A 25,384-nucleotide genomic window follows, 5' to 3' on the forward strand; every position below is an offset into this window, starting at 1 on the left:
ATGAAAATACAAATAGTATTGTTTGATGGTTTCGGAGAACTTGTCTCTTTCGCACCGTTTGAGGTACTGAAAAGAGCTATAGAAGAAGGGGCTCCATTTATAGTTGAATTCGTTTCGAGTGAACAAAAGCAGGAAGTTATTACCTCGTTTGGAGTTACAGTTAAACTACATGATTTTTTACGAATGGAGAATCGTCCAGATTTGTTAATTGTACCTGGTGGTGGCTGGAATCATAAAGCAGAGCATGGGGCTCGAAAGCAAGCAGAGCTTGGAACTTTGACTAAAATGATTAGCGAGATGCACAATGCAGGAACAATCGTTGCTGGTGTGTGTACAGGAGGTATGCTATTAGCTGCCTCTGGTATATTGAACGGTCGAAAGGCAACGATGCACTATTTGGCACAGGATGAAATGAATGAATACGGGGCAGAGCTTCTTCATTACAGAATTGCGGATCAAGGGGATGTTATCACTGCAAGAGGAGTCACTTCAGGAGTTGATTTGGGGCTTTGGATCACGGAAAGATTCGCAAGCCCTAAAATTGCGGCTGCCGTTGAATACAGAATGGAATATGAGAGGCGAGGTGTTGTTTGGAAGTAATTTGCTTTCTTTTTTATCCTATTTTAAATGGGAGGGGGGGGGCTGCCCATAAAAGCCCAATTCATATGTACTAATAATCAGTCGGGATGCCAAAACTCTTACTGATTAAAGTTTCATTTTATAATTTTTACTTTATTAAAAGTTGATTTGTTAGAAAGGATAATCATTTATTGATATAATGAATGGATGCGTGGCAGGAAATAGATAGAAAGATACTGCTAGTAATTTATACTTAAAATGTAGGGAGATTGAACAGAGTTATGGGGACAGAAAAAGAAATTAGTTCCGCTAAATTAATATGGAAGATGACGCGCCCGCATACGTTAACGGCGACGTTTTCTCCTGTAATTTTAGGGACAGTGGCATCACTTTATGTTGCTAAAATTGATTGGCTGTTATTTATTGCGATGATGCTTGCATGTTTAGCATTGCAAATAGCAACGAACTTATTTAATGAGTACTATGATTTCAAACGTGGATTAGATACCGCTGAATCCGTTGGCATCGGTGGTGGAATTGTCCGTCATGGATTGAAGCCAAAAAATGTGTTAACAGTTGCGCTTTTATTGTATGTAGTAGCAGCTTTTATTGGCATTTATATTTGTATGAATAGTAGTTGGTGGTTAGTGGTTATTGGTTTAATTGGGATGGCAGTTGGCTATTTATATACAGGTGGTCCACTACCAATTGCGTACACTCCGTTTGGAGAATTAGTTTCTGGGTTGTTAATGGGGACATGTTTTGTACTCATTGCTTTCTTTATTCAAACGAATACTGTAACGATTGAAAGTGTATTGATTTCCATTCCAATTGGAATTTTAGTAGGTGCAATCAATATGTCAAATAACATCCGAGATATCGAAGAAGATATTAAAGGTGGAAGAAAGACATTAGTAATCCTCCTTGGGAGAGAAAAAGCTGTGGTAACACTAGCGGTAGCCTTTTTCATTGCGTATTTATGGATTGCCGTAATTGTATTAATGGGTTATATAAGCCCTTGGGCATTAGTTATGTTCCTAGGTTTGAGAAAGCCAATTTCTGCGATTCAAAGTTTCCAAAAAGGGGCAAAGGATCCTGGATATATGCGCATCGCAATGAAATCAACAGCGATGACAAATACGATTTTCGGCTTCTTGTTGTCAGCAGGATTATTAATTAGTTATTTGTTTTAAATAACTTAACCCCAATTTCTCGATTTTAGTATAGAGAAATTGGGGTTTTATTTTGAGTTTTTTACGTTATAAACTATTATCATTTGAAATGTATATACCAATAAATTGCAACTTCATCACTTGTCTTATCCAAACCTTTATAAACAAGAAAATCAAACCCACCAATTACAAATCCACATTTTTCATAAAATTTACATGCTGCGACATTATTATTTTGCGTTTCAAGCATGATACCTGGCATATTTCCTTTTTTTGCCCACTGCTTTGCTTGATCAACTAATCTTTTACCAACTCCGAGTGTACGATATTTTTTATCTACCGTTATATCTTCTATGTAAGCATAGTGGTTCCAATTCTTTTTCAATACCATTAATCCAATGATTTGGTTATGTAACAGTGCTATGTAAATGACTTGATTAGGTTTATTTATATATTCATTGTAAGCCAGTTCTTCATTATCATCTTGATTTTGTAAATAACTTTTTTCATAACTTGGAACGTCTTCTACTGTATATTCTATACGTTTATTTCCTTTGGAAAGAGAAAGAATTAACCGAGCATTCACTATAAAACTGTCATCAATCTCCGGGAGATTATCTAAATCATTTGTTTCTAACTCTCTAATTACAAGGTTCATCGGGGCACCTCCACATAATAATATTTCTTCTAGTTCTTCATTTGGTTCAAATGAATTCCAATTACAAAATTATAATAGAATTTCAATAGTACGGCTATTTTTGTATTTTATCTTTATACCAGTATGTTGTTATCTTGATATAAAAATATTGTTTAGAAAGAGTAGTATCTTTTATTTTGGATGTATATCCAGTTTTTAAATTTAACTGTATTAGAGAAACAAATATTTTTCTAAAGAGTGGATGCCATACGTTATTCTTTAACTAAATTCGACATTATCTGCATTTTATCTTCACCTTCCTCTATTAATCTATTTATTGTAAACATCAGCTGGAGTTAATGCTCAGCTGTATAAATAATGAATATAAAAATTAATAGGGAAAGGATCGAAAAATAATGAAAGAATCACAAAGTAAGAAAAAAACAAGTCGACTAACTAAGGTAATAATATCTCTAGGAGTTGTTTTAGCAACGACCTTTTTCACCTTCTTTTTAATAGGAAAATGGAACTCTATCCCAGCGAAGGGAATAGCTAACGAAAGTAGTAATCAAGTTAACACGCAACAACAAGAAAAAAAAAAAGAAACACCACCAGCAAAACAGAAAAGACCTGATGGAAAACCGGTGGGAAAGGTTGTTTATTTAACATTCGATGATGGTCCTAGCGAACTAACTGGGAAATTTTTAGATGTACTAAAAGAGCAACATGTTGCTGCGACATTTTTTATGCAAGGTAGCAATTTACAAAATACAGGTTTTCAGGAAAACGTAAAACGAGCGGTAAAAGAAGGACATTATATTGGTGCTCATAGTATGACACATAATAGTGATAAGCTATACAAAAAAGGACAATTTGTAACGGAGATGAAAGAAACGTTAGCTCTTATCCATAATATTACGGGTACAACTCCTAAATTAGTTCGTCCGCCATATGGATCTGCACCAGGATTAAAGGGTGAGGAAATTCGTAACCAAATTGTAGAAGCAGCAATAAAAGTTTGGGATTGGACAATAGACTCAAATGATTGGAAATTAAAAGATAATCCAACTCAGATTATCGATAATGTAAAGAAACAGACAACAGAAGAAGTAGAAGTTGTTTTAATGCATGAAAAGGCGCAAACATTACAAGCCCTTCCTGAAATTATTAAATTTTATAAAGAGCAAGGGTATGGATTTGGGGTATATAATGACGAGGATCATTTTCGTCTAAACTTCCAAAAAGATCAACGTCTATAGTATAAACATAGTTATTTTAAAAAGGTGTTTTTATTACTAAATCAATAATTAAGCCAAAAGTCGATTTCCTATACGATAAAGAAATCGGCTTTTTTTATAAAGTTGACTTTTTAATCAAAAAGGTTTATTCTACTTGTGCAAGTGACGACTTGCATTCGGGTTTGGATAAAGATTATGTGAAAGTTGGATGAAACGTGAATGAAATGACAAATACATCAGAACGTATTATTGAGGCTTTTTTAGAACTATTTCGTACTCATGGCTATAAGGGAACGACGACTCGCTCGATTTCGGAATTAGCGGGCGTAAACGAAGTAACGATCTTTCGGAATTTCGGAAGCAAAAAGAATATTATGGAAAAAGCTGTCGAATCTTTATCGCGTGATATGGAATTGAATAAATTAATGCCTGGAGAGATGACTTGGAATCTTGAAGATGACTTGCTATCTATTGCAGAAGGATATCTTGCATATATAGAAAAGTTAAAGGATTTAATTTTGATTAGTTTTCAGGAAGCTGAAATGTTCCCAGAGCTTAAAGAAAAAATTGCATTAATTCCTAAACAATTAAAAGATAATTTGGTTTCATATTTTATTGAGATGAGAGAAAAGGGAAAGCTTATTGAAACTGATATGGAAGCTCAGGCGATGAACTTTATTTGGATGAATTTCGGTTACTTTCTTTCTAACTCACGCTTCGGGGACAATTTATTTTCAAATTCAAAAGAGATTTTTCTAAAACATAGTGTCCAACTATTTTCTAGGGGGCTAACTCCCTAGGTCTTTTTTTACACCGGATGCAAGTAAGTACTTGCTATAATAAAACAACAAGGAGTACGACAATGAAAACTTTAAAAAATTTCTTTAAATTCCCCCCAACATTCATTGGAATTGCAACAGCATTTGCCTTTCTGTTAATTTTCTTTTGTGTGTGGATGACTGCATACGATGGTGTTACTGATCGGGTAAACCAATTAAAAATCGGATTAGTTAATGAAGATAATCAAATGGGAACTGATATTGAAAAAAGCTTGAAGGAAAATCTGCCCTTTAAAGTTAAAAGCTATAGCTCGGTAACGCACGCCCAAAAAGACATGGATAACAGGAACTTAGATATGGTTATTCAAATTCCTGCAAATTTCTCAAGCCTATTGAAAGAAAATAATACTACAGAGATTAACTATTTCATCAATCAAGCAAACTCATCTTTGGCAAAACAGATTATGGAAGGCGCGGCAAAGGATATTACGCAAACAGTTAATAAAAACGTATATGCGTATAAACAAAAGTTTATTTCATCTAACCTATCTAACGAACTAAGTACAGTGATACCGTCAGAAGAATTGGCCCAAAAGTTATCAGAAAACATTACGAAAGCTGTAAGTTCATTAAACATTGATTCTGTGCAATCATCTGTCGAAAAAACAAACAATACAGATGGCTTTGCAGCAACCATGATTCCATTTTTAATTGTTCTTGCTTCATGGGTTGGAGCGATGCTTATGAGTTTAAATCTTAATATTGTTGCAACAATATTAAAAAACACGCACGGAAAATGGTCTATATTTTTCTCAAGACAAGTTATTAATATTGTCGTATCTGTTATTTTAGCTATTATCACGTTATTATTGATGACCGTATTTAACGTTAAATTGAATACAAGCTTATTTGAAACATGGATCTTCCAAACTCTTGTCTTTTTCTCTTTCTTAAGCGTAACACAAATGTTTATCGTTCTATTCGGTCCTGCGGGTATGATGTTTAATATCATATCGCTGTCAGTACAATTAGTTACTTGTGGAGTAATTGTTCCAAAAGCGTTACTATCTAATTTTTATCAAACTGTAGGTTCTCTTTTCCCTGGAACTTATGTAGCTGACGGATATCAAACAATAATTTTTGGTGGGGGAAATCTATCACACGATATGAATATTCTTCTTTGCATTTCAATTATTACCATTCTTATAGCGGTGGGGAGAATTATGCTGCAAAGAGATAGTAAAAGTGAATTGATCAAACAAACTGCCAACAGATAAAAAGCTTATAGTACATGTGAAGTGCACCCTGATTGCTAAACAAAGTCTAACAATCGAGGGGCACTTTTTTTAGTCAAATTCTCTTAGCATACGAAATTCGCGTTTTTCTCCGTAGCGAAATAGGGCTCATATGCTCTAACCTCATTCTATTAGTAAATAGCCTGCAATCATTGTCCTCTGTACATGAAATAAATTTGGTTTGTAATATAATCTGAACTAAAATGAAGTCCGTTTTTTATCCACCACATAATGATTCCTACCAATGAAGCGGTTTTAATCTCAATGGCAACATAATCTTCGGGTAGCTCTGTCTCACTATTATTTCTGCGCGTTTCTACTAATTTCTTTATTAATAGAAATAATTGTTCCTCAAAATGATTCATATTAAATAAAACAGATAAATAATTTCGATGAATATATAAATAATCAAGCAATTGTGTTAGCTGTTGTTTTTCTGATAAATTGCTTACGTGTATTAAAGCGGTAATTTTATTAGAAAGTTCGTTTAAAATTTCATCAGTGAGTTGCATGAGTAAATCCTGAATATCTTGATAGTGTAAGTAAAATGTTGTCCGATTTAATCCAGCTTCGTTTGCAATTTTCTGGACTGTTAAATTTGAAATAGTGGATTCCTCTTGTAAAAGAGAATAGACGGCATTTTTAAACATTTCTCTTGAACGAAGTGTACGAGGATCCTCTTTTTTAGATGTAGACATTTTGAAACTCCTTTATAGATTTTTCTTTGACTTTCTCGACATAGCATATTTTCAATGTCGATTAATGAACATTTTTAACAAAATTGTTCATGGTCAGGAATATGTATCTTTGTTACTATGAATTTTATCGACACTGTGTCGATAATGCAACTATAGAAAAAGGGAGTTTACAAATGGAGAAGGGAATAACAGAAAAAAATAAGAAAATTTTATTACTTGTACTAATTGCTGGATGTTTTTTATCAACATTAAACCAGACGTTACTTAATGTGGCAATGAGTAAATTAATGGAAGTATTTGATGTTACAGCTACAACTGTACAATGGTTAGCAACAGGTTTTATGCTCGTAAACGGTGTTTTAGTGCCAATTACGGCATTTTTAATGAAACGTTTTACAACGAGGCAATTATTTATTAGCTCAATGATTTTTTTATTGATCGGAACATTACTATGTGCCGGTGCCATCAATTTTGGCATGTTATTAACAGGAAGAATGATTCAAGCAATTGGGGCAGGAATTATTATGCCGCTCATGATGACAGTTATTTTATATTTATATCCTAGTGAAAAGCGCGGGAGTGTTATGGGAACTATCGGCTTTGCTATAATTTTTGCGCCAGCCATTGCTCCAACGTTATCTGGTTTTATCATTGAATATGTATCATGGAGATGGTTATTTATTGGATTAGCTCCATTTGTATTCATCGTCATTATTCTTGCGCTAAAATATTTAATGAACGTTGCAGATACGACAAAAGCAAGAATGGATATTGTAAGTGTCATTTTATCAACGATTGGCTTTGGTTGTGTTTTATTTGGATTCAGTAGTGCAGGAAGTAAGGGATGGGATCACCCGATTGTTATTACGACAATTATTACCGGGGTACTTGTTACAACGCTATTTTGCTTACGTCAAATAAAGTCTAACGATCCATTATTAAATTTATCCGTATTTAAGTATAAAATTTTTACTCTTACATCAGTGATCAATGTACTTATCACGATGATTATGTATGCTGATTTAATTCTTTTACCGATTTACTTACAAAACGGAAGAGGCTTTACTGCATTTGAATCAGGTTTACTTCTATTACCTGGAGCGGTCATTAATGCATTCTTATCACCAATTACAGGTAAAATGTATGATAAATACGGAGCAAAACCACTCTTTATTACAGGGTTAGTATTTATCATTATTTCGATGTGGGGGGTAATTGATTTAACTGAATCCACAACGTATATGTATGTAATGGTGCGTACTATTCTTTTACGGATTGGGTTAAGTTTCATTTCAATGCCTTTAAATACAGCAGGACTAAATGCTTTACCTAGAGAATTAGGTTCACATGGTTCAGCCGTAAATAATACGGTTCGTCAATTAGCTGGTGCTATTGGAACAGCTGTTGTTATTACTATATATACAACTCAAGCAACTTCACACGCTTCAGAGTTATCTTTAGAAAATGGAAACATTACAGCTATTCAACTAGCGAAATTATCCTCTATTTTCGGCTCAAGCGATGCGTATCTATTCATGTTATTTTTATCTTTCGTAGCATTAATCTTTGCATGTTTCATGCCTAAAAAAGTGGCAACTCAAAAACTTGAAAGTAAGGCAAGTAATTAGAATGGTTTATAGAGTTGTTTAGAAAGTATATGATGGAAGAAAAGCAAGTGATCTAATAATTAAGGTCATTTGCTTTTCTTTTTGTTTATGCACTTAACTGTATTTTGTAAAGATATTAAAGGAGACATGAAAAAATCCACCTACAGCAATTAAAAGATTGATTGAAACAATATAAAAAGGACTCGTAAATTTATCCCACTTTAATGGGTAGTAAGACCCCTACCTCAAAATTCAGAGAAAGCAAAGAAGTTAGGTAGGGGTCGGGCTGCCCATAAAAGTCCGATTGGTGAGGGCTGATTAAAGTTTCACTTTATAAGAGTTCTTTTTTGTAATTGCTATAATTTCTACTTAGGAATTGAAAATAAAATTAATCCGGATTATTATATTGTTATTGTAAATTTATTTTATTGAAGGAGGATACATAGATGAAAAGCTCAAAAGGCTCTATTGAATCAGAGATAAGCAAAGCAATTACTCACTGGGAAAAGGACTACCTAGGACGCGGGTCTATATCCGTTAAGACAGATATATTACGGGATATGATTATCGTAAATTTACAAGGTGTTTTAACGCCGGCTGAATATAGTGTTTGCGAAACAAAAGACGGTATGTTAACGATAAAGAAAAATCGTTCGGAGCTAGTTGAATCTGGAATTGATGATCTGAAAGAGATTATACTAGAATTAACTGGAGAGAAAGTGAAGAGCTTTCATACGGATATAAGCTCCCGTACAGGCGAACGAGTAATGATTTTTAAATTGCTTCATAATCTTGAGGAGAAATTTTAAAAATACCTTAAGGTTAGTGGAAGGATTAAGAAACCTACAAGTTTTGCACTTTATTAACAGGCTAATAATTAAAAACTTGAAGTTATTTAGGTATAATAAATCTTAATTCTAATAACTCTTAAAAAACGGATAAATAAATTGACAAACTGCTTAATATGGTTTATCTTATAATTGTTTTAAAAAATTGATAGATGCTCATTTTAACAGCTTGCTATAATTAAGGCTTTAGCATTTTTTTAATATGTAATATTGACTAAATGAAAAAGTTTCTTAATTAAAAGATAGCGTATAACATAAATTGATATATTGATTGCATAATCTAGGAGATCAGAAATATACATTTCTTTTTAACAGGAGTAATACATACATTATTATCCTCTATAAAATGGGAGCTCTTCAAAAAACTTTATTGAAGTTAGTTGAAGGGAAACCGACAATCTCCATAATTCAATGATGATATAAAATCATTGAATTATGGAAGTTGTCGGTTTTTTTTATGGGAAAAAACGATGCACTAAAAAGAGTGAATGAAAATTGAAATTTAAAAAAACATCTTAATTAAAAGGAATTTTATAGGTTATTTTCGCTTAGAAGGGAGTATTTAACATGTTAATTTCGCTGAGTTCATCAACACTGTTAACATTATTTTTTATGGCGCTTAGTGCTTCTTGGCTAAGTGGATTATTGTTTTTAAATGCAAGGATGCCTTTACGTTTTGTTCATATCCATATTGGTATCGCTGCTTTGCCTTCATTGATTTCTTTACTCGCACTTGTTAATAACAATGGAGATAGAGTTGTGGGGCCTTGGCATCTAGATACTTTAGCTTGGTTAATGGCTTTCTTTGTTCTTACAATTGGTTTAATCATTCAGCGTTTTTCTGTACGTTACTTAATGGGAGACCGCTCATATCGAAAATATTTTTTACTTTTTACATTTACTACAGGTGTATCTTCGGTTGCATGGTTAAGTGATGATCTTCGTTTCATGATCATTTGTTGGGGAGCAACGCTTATAGGATTGGTTCTACTCATAGGGCTAAATAAAGGGTGGAAAGTAGTTAGTGAAGCAACTAAAATCTCTGGCTATTTATTTACAATAAGTTGGATTGCGTTGCTATCAGCTATCATTTGGCTTTTTCAAGTAACTGGACAGTGGCAATTAACATCAGTTTTAACGAATGAAAATGTAGCGCTACATGGAACATTGGAGAGAACAGGAATTAACTTATTAATTATATTAGCGGTGATGATTCCAGCAGCACAATGGCCTTTTCAAAGATGGTTAATTGAGTCTGCTGTTGCTCCAACTCCTGTTTCTGCTATTATGCATGCGGGTTTAGTAAATGCTGGCGGTATCATGTTAACTAGATTTTCACCTCTTTTTCATGATGATATTGCACAAATAATTTTACTAATTTTCTCTAGTATTTCTGTCTTGATAGGTACAGGAATTAGTTTAGTCCAAGTTGATTATAAACGTCAGCTAGTAGGTTCAACTATTGCACAAATGGGATTTATGCTTATTCAATGTGCATTAGGCGCCTATTTAGCGGCTGTTATTCATTTAATTTTACATGGTTTGTTTAAAGCTACACTGTTTTTACAAGCTGGTTCTTCAGTGCAACGTTGTGGGGTAGTGAATCAGTCTAATGAAAAGATGTCCAATTTATGGATTATAGTCGGGCGTGTTTTAGGAGTATTTATAGCAATTACTTTCTGGTTTATGACTTCTGGAGAGGGGTATCAGCTAGTTAGTGCGTTAATCTTAGGGTGGTCATTATATTTTTCATGGAAACAGCTTGTTGTTTTTGGAGAGGGAAGAATGGGACGAATTGCTGGCGTAATTGTTTTGATTGGATGTTCTCTCATTTACTCTACTGTTCATAATTCTCTTTATAAATGGTTGCATACTGACATTTATCAAAGTGTTCAACCTTCAGCTCCAGCCGTTATCTTTGTTATATGTATTTTACTATTTAGTAGTGCTATTAGTACTTTCGTTACTCGTAATCAATCTTCTACTTTATTCGCTGTACTTTATCTTTGGTTAGTTCGAGTAGGTGAGGCGAGAAGAAAATCAGTAGAAAGTCACCCAAGCTATCTGAAACATTATGTATCAAAGGGAGGTAATTCGTGATGAGCATATCGTCAATATTAAAGAAAGATACAAACATTGATATACAAAAAAATAATATAAATGATTTAGTTGCATCTGCTAGCAGAGTTATTGCACCACTTTGGCCTATCTCTACGTTTGCAGCTCACCATCCTTGGATGGGACTTGAAAAGCAATCATTTGATCAAGTTGCAAATTGGTTAAAAGAAATTCGTAATGTGGATATGTATCCTAGTACTTCCATGATTCATTCGGCAAAAGCGAAAGGTGAGATTGAGGAATCATTTTTACAAAGTAGTTTGTCTCGTTGGCTGGATTCACAATCTTTTCATATTCCGCGAGAGAAAGCAGAGCGATTTTGCCAAGCGGCTTTAAAGTTAGAAAAATTACCTTCTAGTCTATTATCATCGCCAGAATTAAATAAACTGGCAGACGAAATGAGTTATATAAATACAGGGAGTATGAAAGCCTCTGTTATGCAGCCAATAAGTTCGCTTATAGAGAATCAAAATAGTGAAAACCTATCTGATATTCTTAATTATCATATCATTAAATGGTGTAAATTATATCTTGATGACTCCGGATCAAGTTGGACGATGCCAAATCGAGAGAAAGGTTTTTATCGTGCATGGCAACACCTTATTACATTTGATCCAGCGCTCAGTAAAAATGAGCGTAAAGTTTTAAAAGATTGGCCACAAGATGCCGAAGTAGCTTTAGCGAGAGCGTTATTTGAACTAGGAATTTCTGAATCTAACATACAAGCTTATCTTGAAGGGCACTTACTTTCTTTACCTGGGTGGGCAGGAATGATACGATGGCGCTCACAACAATCAATTCAGGAACAGGGGCTTTTAATAGAATATTTAGCAGTTCGAATTTCTATGGAGCTGGCTATTGCAAAACCTTATTTACCTTTAAAAAATCAAAAGGTTGAGAAAAAAGTTTCGATCGTCCCACTTATAGCTTCTTGGATCTATTGGGGGAATATTTCAACACGGGAATGGTCACAAATGTCTGCAGCTGAACAAAGCGAATTGTTAGCATTTGCATATCGTTTTGATGAAAATATTCGCAGGAAACTTTGGCTGGAAGCTTGGGAACAAACGCATGCAGAGCAATTAAGAGAGAAGATTGCTTCTAAACAACGTGCAACCAATGATAAAAAGTGTGTATTAGCTCAATTAGCATTTTGTATTGATGTACGTTCAGAACCGTTTCGTCGCCACTTAGAAAAACTAGGTCCGTTTGAAACGTTTGGAATAGCTGGTTTCTTTGGGTTACCAATTGCGACTAGTGAACTAGGTAGTAATGACAGCCATCCTTCTTTGCCAGTTATACTGAAACCGAAGCATCAAATAAAAGAGCTTACAGATGAAAATGAATTTAAATCTTATGAGCAACGTAAGAGGGTAGGCAGTTCGGTGCGTTATACATTTAAAACGATGAAACAGAACGTACTGACAAGTATGGCGCTACCTGAGTTAAGTGGTCCTTTACTTGGTCTACAGATGGTGACAAGAAGCTTTGTCCCAAGAGGAGTTGGTGGTTTCATTCGTAAACTTCGTAAAACTATGTTACAAAAACCTGATACAACATTCTCGCTTAATTATGTTCATGACACAAAAGGTGAGATACCTATCGGTTTTACGAAAGAAGAAAAAGTGAACTATGTGCGTCAAACTTTAAAAATGGTGGGACTGACAGAAAAATTTGCTCCTTTAGTTGTAATGTGTGGACATAGTAGTCAAAGTACGAACAATCCTTATGCGGCAGCACTTGAGTGTGGTGCTTGTGGAGGCGCAGCAGGGGGATTCAATGCAAGAGTTTTCGCTACTTTATGTAATCTTCCAGAAGTAAGAGAGGCGTTGTCTGCTGAAGGCATTAACATTCCTGAGGATACCATTTTTGCAGCAGCTGAACATAAAACAACAGTGGACGAATTGGAATGGATTTACGTCCCAGAACTTTCGAAAACTGCGCAAGAAGCGTTTGATTGTATCGAGACGATTATGCCAAATGTGAGCCAACATGCAAATAGAGAACGTTTAACGCAATTACCTAATTTTAAAACGAAAATAAAAAATCCGAGTAAAGAGGCGCATCGATTTGCAGAAGATTGGAGTGAAATACGTCCAGAATGGGGATTAGCGCGTAATGCATCTTTTATTATCGGAAAGCGTGAATTAACTCAAGATTGTGACTTAGAAGGTAGGGCTTTCCTTCATAATTATGATTGGAAACAGGATGAAAGTGGAGATATATTAGCTAATATTATTGCAGGACCAGGAACAGTTGCGCAGTGGATAAATCTACAATATTACGCATCAACTGTAGCTCCTCACTATTATGGTAGTGGAAATAAAACAACCCAAACCGTAACGGCGGGTCTCGGTGTTATGCAAGGGAATGCTAGTGACCTGTTGCCAGGCTTACCTTGGCAATCCGTTATGCAGTCAGATAGTGAGACGTATCATTCACCACTTCGTTTACTAATTGTCATTCAAGCACCTATTGAATATATAGAACGTTTGTTAAATAATGATTTCACATTTCGAGAAAAAGTTCAAAATGGATGGGTTAGACTTGCAAGTGTTGATCCAGAGGGAAGCTGGAAAAACTGGTAACAATTATTATTGTTACTAGCTTAAAAGTTTCATAAATACAATAATGAAGAAAGGGTGCTCCATATGAATTCAAAGAATAAAAAAGTTTTATTATTAACAGACATTGAACACGGAATAGAGCCTAGTATCCAACAAGTAACTAACATTCAACAAGAAAACATGTTGACTATACACAGCTATGATTCTGTAATTGTACATCCTTATGGAGATATAATGAGATCTATTATTATTGCTATTTATCAAGAAAATGTTAAAGAAATTTTTGTTGTCGGAATAGAGGATAAAAAAACTTCTTCAGTTAATCTACAAACTCAACGTGATTTCATAAAAGATAATATAGAATTAGACTATCTCTTTAAAAATTGCATGCCTGAATTTTCAAGTGGTAGCCTTAATCAATGGCTGAGTGGACAAAAAAATGTTAGTGAAAATATTGAAAAGAGTATAGATATGATCCGTCATCATCCATTAGTACCTTCTGATATTGAAGTTCATGGTTTCATAATTGATAGAACGGGTGAAAAAGAAACGGTTGTTAAAGTTTCTGCTAATAAAGTACTGAAACAAATGGATTTTTATGTGTAAGTTATCAATAGATAAGCAACTTTTATTTGGACTTGTGTCCTTTACAAAGAGCAAAAGAAATCTTCTATAAATGGGGATCTTTTGCTCTTTTTGTTTGAATTTTTAATGTGTTTTATAGGAGATACCTAATATGTACATAATAAAAATATATAACTTTTTGCATAAAATTTTAAGGACGGATTAGCAGGCGGAAAATAAAAATTTATGTTGTGATTTATTTCAAGATTATTACTAAAAAGAATGGAGATTCTTTAATTATGAGAATAAAACAGTTAAAACCTAAAGTGATATGGAAAAAAAGAATGTTGCTAACTCTTTTTATTGTTTTCGGATTGATTATTGCGGGGGTTGTTTTTTGGAATGTTTCACCTATTCCGAAAGCGTTTCTCATAAAAAAAGCATTTGAAGGTGGAATGTTTGTTCAATCTAATAATTATAAAAACGCTCTAAAAGAGACACGAATTGTTAAAGATATCAATTATAATTCTAAATTTCCTGATGGTACATTAGACATTATTTATCCCAAAAATTTTATAGGGAAAACACCTGTTATTTTTTGGGTGCACGGGGGTGGATTTGTAGGTGGAGATAAATCAGACATTACTGGTTATGCAGTAGAATTAGCTGCTCGTGGTTATACAGTGATAAATATAAATTACGCTCTTGCTCCTAAAAGAAAGTATCCTACACCAGTACTACAACTTGGTGAGGCTTATGAATATATAAAAGCAAATGCAAAGAAATATAATGTAAAACTAGATGACCTATATTTTGCAGGAGATTCTGCGGGAGCGCAAATATCTGGACAATTTGTTACTATTCAAACATCTCCAGATTATGCGAAATTAACCGGGATTGACGCTGTTGTTGCTCCTTCTACAATTAAAGGTATACTGCTATTTTGCGGCCCGTATAATATGCCTGCATTAGCTAAAATGGAAACATCCAAAGAAGTGCAAGACTTTATGCGTACTACTGGCTGGGCTTACTTTGGGAAAAAGAAATTTGAAACATTACCTGAAATGGAAATCGCCTCTATTTATAAACACGTTACAAAAGATTACCCACCAACGTTCATCACAGATGGAAATACTGCATCATTTGAAGAGCAAGGTAAAGCATTAGCTTCTACTTTACAAAATAAAGGAGTACCTGTAGATACACTTTTCTTTGATAAAAATATCTCTGGCGAGTTAGCACATGAATTTCAATTTAAAATGAACACTTCAGCAGGTGAAGAAGCTTTTAACCAAGTTCTTAAATTTCTAAATGAAAATAAATAATATATATACTATTAACTTTTTATAAGCCTAGTTTAATACTATATATGGGTGAACAAAATATTGCATTAATAATCTAATGGTAGCAAAAATAAATTTGATAAGAAGTATATAGTAAGAATGATTTGGAGATACAGATGGGGATATAACTATTTTATTTAGGACGGTGCACTTTAAATGGATTTACAGAAAGGGAAATTATATTGGAACACAACTTTTTCTAATACACCTTCTTATCCTCGGTTGGAAGAAGATATAAAATGTGACGTACTAATAATAGGAGCAGGAAGTTCAGGTGCTCAATCAGCATACTATTTGAGTGAATCAGATTTAAATATTGTTGTCGTTGATAAAAGAAAGGTAGGACACGGGAGTAACCTTACAAATACAGCACTTATTCAATATTTAGGTGACAAGATGTTTTTTGAACTTGTAAATACATTTGGAGAAGAGTATGCAGTTAAGCATATGAAATTGTGTGAACAAGCTATTAATGATATTGAATATGCTGATCAAAACTTGCCTTATTGCTCTGATTTTAAACGACGTGACAGTTTATATTATGCAAGTTATGAAGAGGATATAAAGAAATTAGAAAAAGAACTGTATTATTTACATAAGCATGATTTTAAAGCGACTTGGCTATCAGAGGAACAAATTGGACAGAGATATCCATTTAAAAAACGTGCAGCTATTTATACGTATAATGATGGTGAAATAAATCCTTATAAATTTACACATAGTTTATTAGAACAAGCTGCTAATAAAGGAGTTCAAATTTATGAAGATACAGAGATTGTTGGCAAAAAGTTAGAGAAAGAATGTGCTATCTTTTATACAAAGGGGGGCAATTCTATTACTGCCAATAAAGTAATTGTGGCTGCAGGATATGAAGGGTTGGAATTTAAAAAGGAAAAGAACGCTACACTGATTAGCTCATATGCAGTTGTTACTAATCCTGTAGAAGATTTATCTTCTTGGTATAAACGTACTCTCATTTGGGAAACTGCGAGACCATATATTTATATGAGAACTACTGCAGATAACAGGATTATTATAGGTGGGTTAGATGAAGATACAAACATTGCTCAAGAAAGAGATTCAAAATTAATCCATAAAAAAGAGAAATTAGTAAATGAATTTAATAAGCTCTTTCCCAATATAACAGTTGAACCTGAATTTTATTTAAGTGCTTTTTATGGTGGTACTCATGATGGTTTACCTATAATTGGAATGTATGAAGAGTTTCCAAATTGTCACTTTATCTATGCGTATGGAGATAATGGATTAGTATATAGTATGGTGTTTTCTAAAATTGTTCGAGATATAATTATTAACGGTTCAAGTCCGGATTTGAATTTATATTTACAAACTAGACCAAAACTAAATGAGTAAGCTACATGTATGCAAAATCAAGGTAGTATAAAAAAGTAATAGTTTTTACGGTTTTAATTACTTTATATAGGAAGCAATTCTACAATTATAATCTCTCCAATATATTTGGGGGGATTTATTTTTTTTTTAATGATTTATTGAAAAATAGTCTAATTAGACTATAATGAGTATATAGTTTAATTAGACTATTTATTTTGTTGAGTGTGAAAAAAGGAGGAAAGAGGTATGGTTGCAAAAGAGAGCAACTTACGCTTAGTGATAGCTGGGTTAATGCTAGGTATTTTAATGGCTGCAATGGATAATACAATTGTTGCCACTTCAATTGGTACAATTGTCTCAGATTTGGGTGGATTGGATAAATTCATCTGGGTTACTTCTGCTTATATGGTTGCAGTTATGGCGGGTATGCCTATTTTCGGGAAATTATCTGATATGTATGGTAGAAAGAGGTTTTATATTTTTGGTTTATTAATCTTCTTAATTGGTTCTGCATTATGTGGTACTGCGCAAAGTATTGTTCAGCTAAGTATTTATCGTGCAATTCAAGGTATAGGTGGGGGGGCACTGATGCCAATCGCCTTTACCATTGTATTTGATATTTTTCCTATTGAAAAAAGAGGGAAAATGACTGGGTTATTAGGGGCCGTATTTGGTTCTTCAAGTGTATTAGGACCTTTATTAGGTGCGTATATAACAGAAAATATAAGTTGGCATTGGATTTTTTACGTCAATATTCCAATTGGTCTAATGTCATTAATTTTTATTTTAAAAGCTTATAAAGAAAATAATCCACCTACTAAGCAAAATATTGATTGGTGGGGGGCGATAACACTCGTCATAGCAGTAATTAGCTTAATGTTCGCTTTAGAATTGGGAGGAAAAGAATTTAAGTGGGATTCGATACAAATCATTGGGTTATTTGCATCGTTTATTGTATTTTTTGTTGGCTTCCTATTGGTAGAAAGAAAAGTGAAAGATCCGATAATATCATTTTGGATGTTTAAGCGTAAGGAGTTTGCAATATCACAAATTATTACGTTTTTCTATGGAGCAACATTTGTTATTTTAACAGTATTTATTCCTATTTTTGTTCAGGCTGTATATGGTGGAACAGCAACTAATGCTGGATTAATTTTAACCCCAATGATGTTAGGTTCTGTAGTAGGTAGTGCAATTGGTGGAATATTTCAAACGAAAATTAGTTACCGCAACTTGATGTTATTATCTATAATATCCTTTGGGATAGGTATGTATTTGTTAGGAACGATGGATCCACAAACAAGCCGTGTACTTTTAACGATATACATGATTATAACGGGGTTTGGAGTTGGATTTTCGTTCTCTCTGCTTCCCACAGTTTCTATTCATAATATGGAACCGAGATTCCGTGGTTCAGCTACTTCAACAAATTCATTCTTTCGTTCACTAGGTATGACAATTGGAATAACGATTTTTGGCTCCATTCAAAATAGTACCTTTACAGCTAACTTAAAGGATGCTTTTAAGGGAATAGAACATGGTTCCAGCATGTTAAATAATCTAGGTGATCCGAGTGCAATATTTCGCTCAGATGTAAGGTCCAGTATACCTACTTTTATTCTTGAAAAGGTTATAGCTGCTATGTCATCTTCCATTACTACTGTTTTTCTATTAGCTTTAATTCCAATTATCGTTTCGTTTATGGCAATATTATTTATGGGGAATGTCAAAGCTGGTACAAAGGATAATAAAGTGAATTTGAAGTTATAAATTTTATAAAACAAAAAGATTCTTTACTTATTTTTAGCTTATACTATTGGTATAGGTTATTAAGGAGTGGAGAGTTATGAATACAAAGCTTTTTATGCTGGGTCTTCTTATGGAGAAAAATAGGCATCCGTATGAAGTCCAGCAACTTTTAAAAAATAGTGAAATGAAATATTATATAAAAATTACTAAAGGCTCTTTATATTATACATTTGAGCAACTTGAAAAGAAGGGTTTTATAGAGGTTGTTGATATTATTCGTAATGAACAACGTCCTGAACGGACTATTTACGGTATTACTAAAAGTGGTAAACAAGAATTTGAACATTTATTATTAGAGCAAATGATAAAGAAAGAGGATATGCATCGTCCTATATATGAAGCGCTACTTTTTGCACAATATGGGGAAGAAGAATTAATTCTAGAACAGCTAAAAACTAAAATTTCTCAACTGACGTTATATCTTACTACCCTTCAAAAAGTATATGAAGAGAAGTGTGGAAAAGAGAGTGTAGCTAAGTTATATATATTATCTAGTGTCATTTTACATTTAAGAACAGAGTTAAAAGTTTTACAGAGTTTATATAACACTATAAAAAATGAAAAGATAGATAATATTGGAAATGATGTACTTAGAGAGATAGAAAATCAATGTTTATAGTGACAGATATTATAAAATAAAGAAAAGTATAATATTTTAATTCATAAATTAAAAACGTTAATTTGGACAGGTCTAATAGTATAGGGAACTGTCCATTTTTAATATGTAAATTCTCCATTCAATGTTAAGAAATCTTAATATTTTTGTAGGGTGAAAATTAAGATTTTTTCAGTAGATTGATTGTATGTTCTAAATTAACATTGGAGAGGAATTTATGAATGTTATTTGTTTTATGTAAGAGTATGTGAAGCGGCCTCGGATCGTAGGGGGCTATTTTACCCAGTTCAAATCAACTTGCAAAACAGATGGTTTCTTCAATATGTTTAAAAAAGCAAAGTGTATTATCACGCATTAACGGGTAGTAAGACCCACATCTCAAAATTAAGTGGAAGCAAAGAAGTTAGGTGGGGGGCGGGATTCCCGTAAAAGACCGATTGGTGAGGGCTGATTAAAGTTTCACTTTATACGTGTAAGGTAAAACTAAATGTATAATACTACAGCATAGAACGAGATGTCAGAGAGGAAGAAAATATGATGCAGAAAGAAAAAATTTTGATTGTAGATGATGATATAGAGATAAGAAAAATCGTATCCATTTATTTAAAAAATGAAGGGTATGAAATTATAGATGCATCGGATGCTATAGAAGCTTTAGAAACTTTAAGAAATACAACAATTGATTTAATCATTTTAGATATTATGTTACCGAAAATGGATGGCATAGAGGCTTGTTTAAAAATAAGAGAACAGTATCAAATGCCTATAATTTTTTTGTCAGCTAAAGATGAGGATATAGATAAGATCCAGGGATTAATGAGTGGGGCAGAAGACTACATTACCAAACCGTTTAATCCACTTGAATTAATGGCAAGAATTAAATCTCAATTACGAAGATATCGTGTTTATCAAACAGAAGAAGTAAAACAATTTATTCATGAAATAGGCCATCTTAAGGTAGACGAGGAGACAAGACAAGTTTTCATTAGAAATGAAGAAGTAAGGTTAACTCCAAAGGAATTTGACATACTTTCTTTATTAGTGAGAAATAAAGGAAAGGTTTTTAGTGTAGAAAAAATATACGAGATGGTCTGGGAAGATTCATTTTATAAATCAGATAATACAGTCATGGTTCATATTACTAAAATACGGGAAAAAATTGAAGAAAACCCTCGTCAGCCTGTTTATTTAAAAACAGTATGGGGAGTTGGCTATAGAGTATGATCGATCGTACGAAATTAAGGGATAATATATTCTTTTCTACACGCTTAAATATAAAGCTTATTTTAATTTTTTTGCTCTGTTTCATCGTTGCGGTTGTTACTTTTTTTCTCATAGCAATGAAAAGTGCAAATCTACTTTCTTATAATCAACAGATTGAAAAAGAAGCCGAAATAAGGGAAATAGCGATAGGGATAACTAATGATATACAAAAGCGTAATTTGGAATCTGGGCATATAGAACAAGTTATACCGATGATTCAATCTATCCAAAAGAAGAATGAAAATTTAAGGTTTTTAGTATTAGATTATAAAGGCCATATTATCTATCGTTCACATAATTTTCAATTGCAGGATAATCTCCCACAGGAATTATTACAGGAGAAATTAAATGTTACACCAAACGTCAGAAATCCTTTGTTTGAGAAGTTCATATTGTTTGTTTCACCAGTTTCATTTCAAGATGGAATTGGATATGTAATGGTACAATCTCCAAATTCGAATGAAACAATCTCACCAACTCAATATAATCAAAATTTATTACTTGCTTTGGTGAGCAGTATATTAATTTTCATCCTTTTATTTTTGCTGTTTATGATCCCTATTACAAGATACATTAAAGAAATTGAACGAGGTATTCAAAAGATTGTAAAAAAAGATTGGAAACATTCCATACGTGTTAAAGGAAAAGATGAATTATCTTCTTTAGCTTATAATATTAATTGGATGGCTAGTCAATTAAGGGAGCGTTTTGAGAAAGAGAGAGCAATTGAGAAAGGTAAAAGTGAATTTATTACCAATATTTCTCATGATTTGCGTACCCCTTTAACGTCTATTATTGGATATTTAGCATTAGTAAATGAAAAACAATATCGAAATAAAGAAGAATTAGAAATGTATATTCAAAATACGTATAATTTAACATTAAAATTAAAAACTCTCATTAATGAATTGTTTGAATACACAAAATTATCTTTACCTGATGTTAAGTTGAGAAAAGAAAAAGTAGAATTGGGCAATTTGTTAGGTCAGCTAGTAGGAGAGTATATCCCGATTTTTGAAAAACAGCAATTAATTGTTAAACTAAATATCATTAATAAGGATATTTGGGTATGGGCAGATATAGAAAAACTGGTGCGTGTATTTGATAATTTACTATCTAATACTGAAAAATATAGTTTTTCAAATTCAACAGTAATAGTGGAACTAAAAAAAGAAGAAGATAAGGCATTTATTTGTATTACAAATAAAACAGATCATCTTGAAGCACAAGAATTAAGCAAGATGTTTGAGAAGTTTTATCGAGTTGATAAATCACGGTCGAGTCAAATACACGGATCCGGAATTGGTTTAGCAATTGTAAAGCGCACAATTGAATTGCATGAGGGTAAAGTATGGGCTGAAAGTCATGGAAATAGTCTTACGATACATGTAGAATTACAACTTTTAAAAAATGTTTAAAAACTATTTAAAAATTTTCATTATGTAACTAATATAAATGCTTAAATAAAGCATTTATAAACAATAGTAGGCTTCTTTTTGTAACCATTGCATGAATGCCATGCCCAAATGGGGAAATCTATAGTAAAGTCAATACCTTTCTGTTTCATGTGTCTTACAATGTATTTATATGCTGTGCAATCTTCTTTACTAACAAAAATAGGATTGGCTATAAGCTTACCTTCATTCAAAAGTGTATTTATAGCATTTTTGTTTTGAAAAGTCCATAGGATTGTTGAATCAATAAATGTATTTAAGTTTGACTGTTTATCAAATTGTTTTCCTATATTTTTCTCCAGTTTCTTTTTATTTTGCAGAATTAAGAATAAATATGACTAATCGGACAATAAGAAATACCTATGCTAGATACAATTTTAAATGCTTATTTAAAGTAACAGCAAGGAATAACCTTTGTATATAGAGTGTACAATACATGCAAAACAGGATTAAAGAAGATTTTAAATATAATATGAAATAGTACAAAATAAGAATTTGATATATCTTTTATATATAAACTATTAATTGAAGTTTGTAATTACACATTATAGTTAGTATACTAACTATATAATTAGTGTACTAACTATATTGGAGGTTATATGAATAATTTAGGCTATTTATTACACAAGGTAAGTATAATGACGAAAACAGAATTATCAAATCAATTAAAAGAATATAAAATAACAGCTCAGCAATGGTCTGTGCTAAAGGATATATCTCTTTATCCAAATGGAACCACCCCGGCTATGATTGCTGAAAGGCTCTTAGCAGACCGTCCAACAGTAACCGGAATTATACAAAGATTATTGCAAAAAGAATGGATTCTTATAAAACATAATCCTAAAGATAAACGGTCACATTTAATATTTTTAACAGATGAAACTAAGACATTAATACAGGAGATAGAAAATGTAAGCGATGAAGTTATAAAAAATGCTACAGCTAGTATTCCTAAAGAGGAAGTAGAAAATACAGTTCGAGTTTTGCAAAGTATGATTCAAAATTTACAAAAAAATAAAGGGTGATTAAAATGATTTTAGTAACAGGTGCTACGGGGAATGTAGGAAAAGAGGTTGTAAAATGCCTAATAAAAAGAAATGCTACTTTCAAAGTCACAACGCGCAGTAGAGAAACTGAAGGAGTGTATTTTGATTTTGAAAACCCTTCATCTGTAAAGGCGGCTTTAACAGGTGTTACTAAAGTCTTTCTAATAAGACCACCACATCTAGCTGATGCAAAAAAGTATTTCCAGCCTGTTGTAGATGTCGCAAAAGAAATAGGTATAAAACACATTGTATTTTTATCTTTATTAGGTGTAGAAAAAAATCCGATAGTACCTCATGCTAAAATTGAAGCTATGATAAAGGCTTCTGGGATCCCTTACACATTCCTAAGACCGAGTTTTTTTATGCAAAATTTATTATCACAACATGGTGATGAATTAAGAAATGAAAAAATAATTGAAGTACCTGCTGGTAAAGGGGAAACAAGTTTTATAGATGTACGGGATATTGGAGAAGTTGCAGCTAAAATATTAACCGAAGAGGGACATGAATTTAAAGCTTATTCTTTAACGGGAAATGAGGCATTAACATATTATGAAGTTGCTGCTATTATTTCAAAAATAATAAATAAAGATATTACTTATACAAATCCAAGTATATTTAAATTTAGAAAAAGAATGATTCAAAAGGGACTTAACAGTGACTTTATTTGGGTTATGATTGGAATATATACAACTGCAAAATTAGGGTTAGCTAAAAAAGTCACATCAGATTTATCGAATTTACTAGATAGAAGTCCAATAACTATGGAAACGTTTGTTTACGATTACAAAGAATTATTAATATAATAATGCAAAAGTAAAAAAGAGGATTATTCACATAAAGAATCTATTATGTTTTAAGAGTAAGAGGGGATAGCCATGCAAAACAAAATTATCGTTATGTTTCAAAAAGATTTTCGTTTATATGATAACCCAGCTCTATTTGAGGCTGTTCAGTCCGGGGAGGTTCTTCCGGTATATGTACAAGATGAAACTTTTTCAATAGGAAGTGCGGCAAAGTGGTGGTTACACCATGCTATAATAGATGTCCAAAAGCAACTTAAGGCATTGGGCTCTACTTTAATAATCCGCAAAGGAAATACACAGGAAGAAATACTTTCTCTCATAAAACAATTAGATATAACGGCTGTATATTGGAATAGTTGTTATGATCCAGACAGGTTAAAATCTAATCAAAAAATGAAAATGATATTAGAAGATAAAGGTATTATTTGTAAGGAATTTAATTCGCATTTATTATTAGAACCGTGGATTATAAAAAAGAAGGATAACACTGAATATAAGGTGTTTACGCCTTTTTACAATGCATTTCAAAAGCAGGTAATACCTAAACCTATTAGCAGAGTGCAGAGTATAAAGTGGGGAAACTCTTTACCAGCAAGCTTATCTGTTTCAGAATTACACTTGCTGCCGACTATACCGTGGACATCTCATATGGAAGCAATATGGGATCCGACAGAAGAAGGGGCATATAAAACATTTAAGAAATTTTTCTCTAGCAAATTAGTCTCTTATAGTGAAGGAAGAGATTTTCCAGATCAAAATGTCCATTCGATGTTGGCAACGTATCTTTCATTTGGTCTAATATCAGTAAAGCTAATGTTTCATTACTTAATAAATAAAAGTACCGAAAGACAATGTAGTCTTTTTGAAAAACAAGTTAATAGCTTTATACGTCAATTAATTTGGCGAGAGTTTTCTTATTATTTACTATACCATTATCCATTTACAGTATATAAACCTCTTAATAAGAGCTTTGAACATTTTCCGTGGAATAAGGAAGAGGAGTTATTAAGAGTATGGCAGAAGGGTGAAACTGGTTATCCGTTTATTGATGCGGGAATGCGGGAGCTTTGGCAAACAGGTTTTATGCATAATCGGGCAAGAATGGCTGTAGCCTCTTTTCTTGTAAAGCATTTGTTAATTCCGTGGCAAGAAGGTGCAAAATGGTTTATGGATACACTACTAGATGCTGATATTGCAAATAATACAATGGGATGGCAATGGGTTGCCGGAAGTGGAGCAGATGCATCACCGTATTTTCGTATTTTTAACCCCATCACACAAGGAGAAAAGTTTGATAAAAATGGAGAGTATATAAGAAGATGGGTACCAGAATTAAGAGATATCCCAAACAAATATATACATAAACCTTGGGAAGCACCTGAGCATATTTTACAAAAATCCAATATAAAACTTGGGAATACATATCCTTATCCGATTGTTGATCATAAGGCAGCACGAGAGAGAGCCCTTTGTGCATATAAAAGTATGAAAGAATTTGTATAAAATAGGTTAAAAAATATGTATTTGGAATTTAAATATTAGAATTTTATCCATTACAAGGGCATACTAATCATATAAAGTTTCTATAATCT

At 32.8% G+C, this 25,384-nt stretch carries 21 protein-coding genes and 1 pseudogene; 19 read left to right on the plus strand and 3 right to left on the minus strand.

The features are described 5' to 3' along the window. Nucleotides 1-600, plus strand: coding sequence for a DJ-1/PfpI family protein (locus ACTFR8_RS17005; RefSeq protein ID WP_000701552.1), 600 nt, complete (start codon nucleotides 1-3; stop codon nucleotides 598-600). Nucleotides 601-860: 260 nt separating this feature from the next. Then, nucleotides 861-1,772: a 1,4-dihydroxy-2-naphthoate polyprenyltransferase gene (gene menA / locus ACTFR8_RS17010; protein ID WP_000536369.1), complete on the plus strand. Its 912-nt coding sequence runs from the start codon at nucleotides 861-863 to the stop codon at nucleotides 1,770-1,772. Nucleotides 1,773-1,851: 79 nt separating this feature from the next. Here the strand turns inward: menA and satA are convergent, their stop codons facing one another. Further along, complete coding sequence (gene satA / locus ACTFR8_RS17015; RefSeq protein WP_001054993.1) at nucleotides 1,852-2,409, minus strand: streptothricin N-acetyltransferase SatA; 558 nt, start codon at nucleotides 2,407-2,409, stop codon at nucleotides 1,852-1,854. Between the two features lie 395 nt (nucleotides 2,410-2,804). Between satA and ACTFR8_RS17020 the strand changes: the two genes are divergently transcribed. The 3 genes from ACTFR8_RS17020 (at nucleotide 2,805) to ACTFR8_RS17030 (ending at nucleotide 5,682) form a co-directional block, all read left to right on the plus strand. Continuing rightward, nucleotides 2,805-3,647: a polysaccharide deacetylase family protein gene (locus ACTFR8_RS17020; protein WP_000665173.1), complete on the plus strand. Its 843-nt coding sequence runs from the start codon at nucleotides 2,805-2,807 to the stop codon at nucleotides 3,645-3,647. A gap of 194 nt (nucleotides 3,648-3,841) precedes the next feature. Next, complete coding sequence (locus ACTFR8_RS17025) at nucleotides 3,842-4,426, plus strand: TetR/AcrR family transcriptional regulator (protein ID WP_001004645.1); 585 nt, start codon at nucleotides 3,842-3,844, stop codon at nucleotides 4,424-4,426. Nucleotides 4,427-4,488: 62 nt separating this feature from the next. Then, the gene (locus ACTFR8_RS17030) at nucleotides 4,489-5,682 is read left to right on the plus strand and encodes a YhgE/Pip domain-containing protein (protein WP_000854135.1); all 1,194 of its coding nucleotides are present in this window, start codon (nucleotides 4,489-4,491) and stop codon (nucleotides 5,680-5,682) included. Nucleotides 5,683-5,849: 167 nt separating this feature from the next. Here ACTFR8_RS17030 and ACTFR8_RS17035 read toward each other — a convergent pair whose 3' ends face one another. Then, nucleotides 5,850-6,398 carry a TetR/AcrR family transcriptional regulator gene (locus tag ACTFR8_RS17035; RefSeq protein WP_000107858.1) on the minus strand — a complete coding sequence of 183 codons (549 nt, stop codon included), beginning with the start codon at nucleotides 6,396-6,398 and terminating at the stop codon, nucleotides 5,850-5,852. Nucleotides 6,399-6,571: 173 nt separating this feature from the next. Here ACTFR8_RS17035 and ACTFR8_RS17040 point away from each other — a divergent pair, with 173 nt between their 5' ends. The 11 genes from ACTFR8_RS17040 to ACTFR8_RS17090 all read left to right on the plus strand — a co-directional run bounded on the left by ACTFR8_RS17040 (nucleotide 6,572) and on the right by ACTFR8_RS17090 (nucleotide 21,904). Beyond that, nucleotides 6,572-8,026, plus strand: a complete 1,455-nt coding sequence (locus ACTFR8_RS17040; protein WP_252209603.1) for a DHA2 family efflux MFS transporter permease subunit — start codon at nucleotides 6,572-6,574, stop codon at nucleotides 8,024-8,026. A gap of 425 nt (nucleotides 8,027-8,451) precedes the next feature. Further along, entirely contained in the window at nucleotides 8,452-8,814 is a 363-nt protein-coding gene (locus ACTFR8_RS17045) for a DUF2294 domain-containing protein (RefSeq protein ID WP_000842548.1), read from the plus strand. Nucleotides 8,815-9,420: 606 nt separating this feature from the next. Then, entirely contained in the window at nucleotides 9,421-10,953 is a 1,533-nt protein-coding gene (locus ACTFR8_RS17050) for an NADH dehydrogenase subunit 5 (RefSeq protein ID WP_098006187.1), read from the plus strand. After that, nucleotides 10,953-13,559: a DUF2309 domain-containing protein gene (locus ACTFR8_RS17055; RefSeq protein ID WP_098481222.1), complete on the plus strand. Its 2,607-nt coding sequence runs from the start codon at nucleotides 10,953-10,955 to the stop codon at nucleotides 13,557-13,559. Before ACTFR8_RS17050 ends, ACTFR8_RS17055 begins: the two co-directional genes overlap by 1 nt. Before the next feature lie 63 nt (nucleotides 13,560-13,622). Beyond that, nucleotides 13,623-14,144 (plus strand): hypothetical protein, encoded by a 522-nt coding sequence (locus ACTFR8_RS17060; RefSeq protein ID WP_001086250.1) that lies wholly within the window; start codon nucleotides 13,623-13,625, stop codon nucleotides 14,142-14,144. A 257-nt stretch (nucleotides 14,145-14,401) separates the two neighbouring features. Continuing rightward, nucleotides 14,402-15,427 (plus strand): alpha/beta hydrolase, encoded by a 1,026-nt coding sequence (locus tag ACTFR8_RS17065; protein ID WP_001220684.1) that lies wholly within the window; start codon nucleotides 14,402-14,404, stop codon nucleotides 15,425-15,427. 174 nt (nucleotides 15,428-15,601) lie between these two features. Then, nucleotides 15,602-16,819, plus strand: coding sequence for an NAD(P)/FAD-dependent oxidoreductase (locus ACTFR8_RS17070; RefSeq protein WP_098481223.1), 1,218 nt, complete (start codon nucleotides 15,602-15,604; stop codon nucleotides 16,817-16,819). Between the two features lie 225 nt (nucleotides 16,820-17,044). Continuing rightward, nucleotides 17,045-18,568, plus strand: a complete 1,524-nt coding sequence (locus ACTFR8_RS17075; protein ID WP_252209602.1) for an MDR family MFS transporter — start codon at nucleotides 17,045-17,047, stop codon at nucleotides 18,566-18,568. Between the two features lie 76 nt (nucleotides 18,569-18,644). Further along, nucleotides 18,645-19,226 (plus strand): PadR family transcriptional regulator, encoded by a 582-nt coding sequence (locus ACTFR8_RS17080; RefSeq protein WP_001093176.1) that lies wholly within the window; start codon nucleotides 18,645-18,647, stop codon nucleotides 19,224-19,226. Between the two features lie 534 nt (nucleotides 19,227-19,760). Next, the gene (locus ACTFR8_RS17085) at nucleotides 19,761-20,447 is read left to right on the plus strand and encodes a response regulator transcription factor (RefSeq protein WP_001168370.1); all 687 of its coding nucleotides are present in this window, start codon (nucleotides 19,761-19,763) and stop codon (nucleotides 20,445-20,447) included. Nucleotides 20,448-20,563: 116 nt separating this feature from the next. Beyond that, nucleotides 20,564-21,904 carry a sensor histidine kinase gene (locus ACTFR8_RS17090; protein WP_002005408.1) on the plus strand — a complete coding sequence of 447 codons (1,341 nt, stop codon included), beginning with the start codon at nucleotides 20,564-20,566 and terminating at the stop codon, nucleotides 21,902-21,904. A 65-nt stretch (nucleotides 21,905-21,969) separates the two neighbouring features. Here the strand turns inward: ACTFR8_RS17090 and ACTFR8_RS17095 are convergent. Continuing rightward, nucleotides 21,970-22,230, minus strand: a pseudogene (locus tag ACTFR8_RS17095) (DUF3841 domain-containing protein); the annotation flags it as partial. A gap of 309 nt (nucleotides 22,231-22,539) precedes the next feature. Here ACTFR8_RS17095 and ACTFR8_RS17100 point away from each other — a divergent pair. From ACTFR8_RS17100 to ACTFR8_RS17110, 3 genes are all read left to right on the plus strand, one after another. Continuing rightward, nucleotides 22,540-22,965, plus strand: a complete 426-nt coding sequence (locus ACTFR8_RS17100) for a MarR family winged helix-turn-helix transcriptional regulator (RefSeq protein WP_001061041.1) — start codon at nucleotides 22,540-22,542, stop codon at nucleotides 22,963-22,965. A 5-nt stretch (nucleotides 22,966-22,970) separates the two neighbouring features. Beyond that, the gene (locus ACTFR8_RS17105; protein ID WP_000604774.1) at nucleotides 22,971-23,792 is read left to right on the plus strand and encodes an SDR family oxidoreductase; all 822 of its coding nucleotides are present in this window, start codon (nucleotides 22,971-22,973) and stop codon (nucleotides 23,790-23,792) included. Between the two features lie 72 nt (nucleotides 23,793-23,864). Next, complete coding sequence (locus ACTFR8_RS17110; RefSeq protein WP_440027589.1) at nucleotides 23,865-25,295, plus strand: cryptochrome/photolyase family protein; 1,431 nt, start codon at nucleotides 23,865-23,867, stop codon at nucleotides 25,293-25,295. The last annotated feature ends 89 nt before the right edge of the window (nucleotides 25,296-25,384 follow it).

The organism is Bacillus cereus group sp. MYBK15-3 (assembly GCF_051916765.1).
Lineage (GTDB): Bacteria > Bacillota > Bacilli > Bacillales > Bacillaceae_G > Bacillus_A > Bacillus_A cereus.

What these genes read in the sequence shown, in the direction of transcription:
- ACTFR8_RS17005 (WP_000701552.1), top strand. Translation starts at nt 1, where the DNA reads ATGAAAATACAAATAGTATTGTTTGATGGTTTCGGAGAACTTGTCTCT.
- menA (WP_000536369.1), top strand. Translation starts at nt 861, where the DNA reads ATGGGGACAGAAAAAGAAATTAGTTCCGCTAAATTAATATGGAAGATG.
- satA (WP_001054993.1), bottom strand. Translation starts at nt 2,409, where the DNA reads ATGAACCTTGTAATTAGAGAGTTAGAAACAAATGATTTAGATAATCTC.
- ACTFR8_RS17020 (WP_000665173.1), top strand. Translation starts at nt 2,805, where the DNA reads ATGAAAGAATCACAAAGTAAGAAAAAAACAAGTCGACTAACTAAGGTA.
- ACTFR8_RS17030 (WP_000854135.1), top strand. Translation starts at nt 4,489, where the DNA reads ATGAAAACTTTAAAAAATTTCTTTAAATTCCCCCCAACATTCATTGGA.
- ACTFR8_RS17035 (WP_000107858.1), bottom strand. Translation starts at nt 6,398, where the DNA reads ATGTCTACATCTAAAAAAGAGGATCCTCGTACACTTCGTTCAAGAGAA.
- ACTFR8_RS17040 (WP_252209603.1), top strand. Translation starts at nt 6,572, where the DNA reads ATGGAGAAGGGAATAACAGAAAAAAATAAGAAAATTTTATTACTTGTA.
- ACTFR8_RS17045 (WP_000842548.1), top strand. Translation starts at nt 8,452, where the DNA reads ATGAAAAGCTCAAAAGGCTCTATTGAATCAGAGATAAGCAAAGCAATT.
- ACTFR8_RS17050 (WP_098006187.1), top strand. Translation starts at nt 9,421, where the DNA reads ATGTTAATTTCGCTGAGTTCATCAACACTGTTAACATTATTTTTTATG.
- ACTFR8_RS17055 (WP_098481222.1), top strand. Translation starts at nt 10,953, where the DNA reads ATGAGCATATCGTCAATATTAAAGAAAGATACAAACATTGATATACAA.
- ACTFR8_RS17060 (WP_001086250.1), top strand. Translation starts at nt 13,623, where the DNA reads ATGAATTCAAAGAATAAAAAAGTTTTATTATTAACAGACATTGAACAC.
- ACTFR8_RS17065 (WP_001220684.1), top strand. Translation starts at nt 14,402, where the DNA reads ATGAGAATAAAACAGTTAAAACCTAAAGTGATATGGAAAAAAAGAATG.
- ACTFR8_RS17070 (WP_098481223.1), top strand. Translation starts at nt 15,602, where the DNA reads ATGGATTTACAGAAAGGGAAATTATATTGGAACACAACTTTTTCTAAT.
- ACTFR8_RS17075 (WP_252209602.1), top strand. Translation starts at nt 17,045, where the DNA reads ATGGTTGCAAAAGAGAGCAACTTACGCTTAGTGATAGCTGGGTTAATG.
- ACTFR8_RS17080 (WP_001093176.1), top strand. Translation starts at nt 18,645, where the DNA reads ATGAATACAAAGCTTTTTATGCTGGGTCTTCTTATGGAGAAAAATAGG.
- ACTFR8_RS17085 (WP_001168370.1), top strand. Translation starts at nt 19,761, where the DNA reads ATGCAGAAAGAAAAAATTTTGATTGTAGATGATGATATAGAGATAAGA.
- ACTFR8_RS17090 (WP_002005408.1), top strand. Translation starts at nt 20,564, where the DNA reads ATGAAAAGTGCAAATCTACTTTCTTATAATCAACAGATTGAAAAAGAA.
- ACTFR8_RS17100 (WP_001061041.1), top strand. Translation starts at nt 22,540, where the DNA reads ATGAATAATTTAGGCTATTTATTACACAAGGTAAGTATAATGACGAAA.
- ACTFR8_RS17105 (WP_000604774.1), top strand. Translation starts at nt 22,971, where the DNA reads ATGATTTTAGTAACAGGTGCTACGGGGAATGTAGGAAAAGAGGTTGTA.
- ACTFR8_RS17110 (WP_440027589.1), top strand. Translation starts at nt 23,865, where the DNA reads ATGCAAAACAAAATTATCGTTATGTTTCAAAAAGATTTTCGTTTATAT.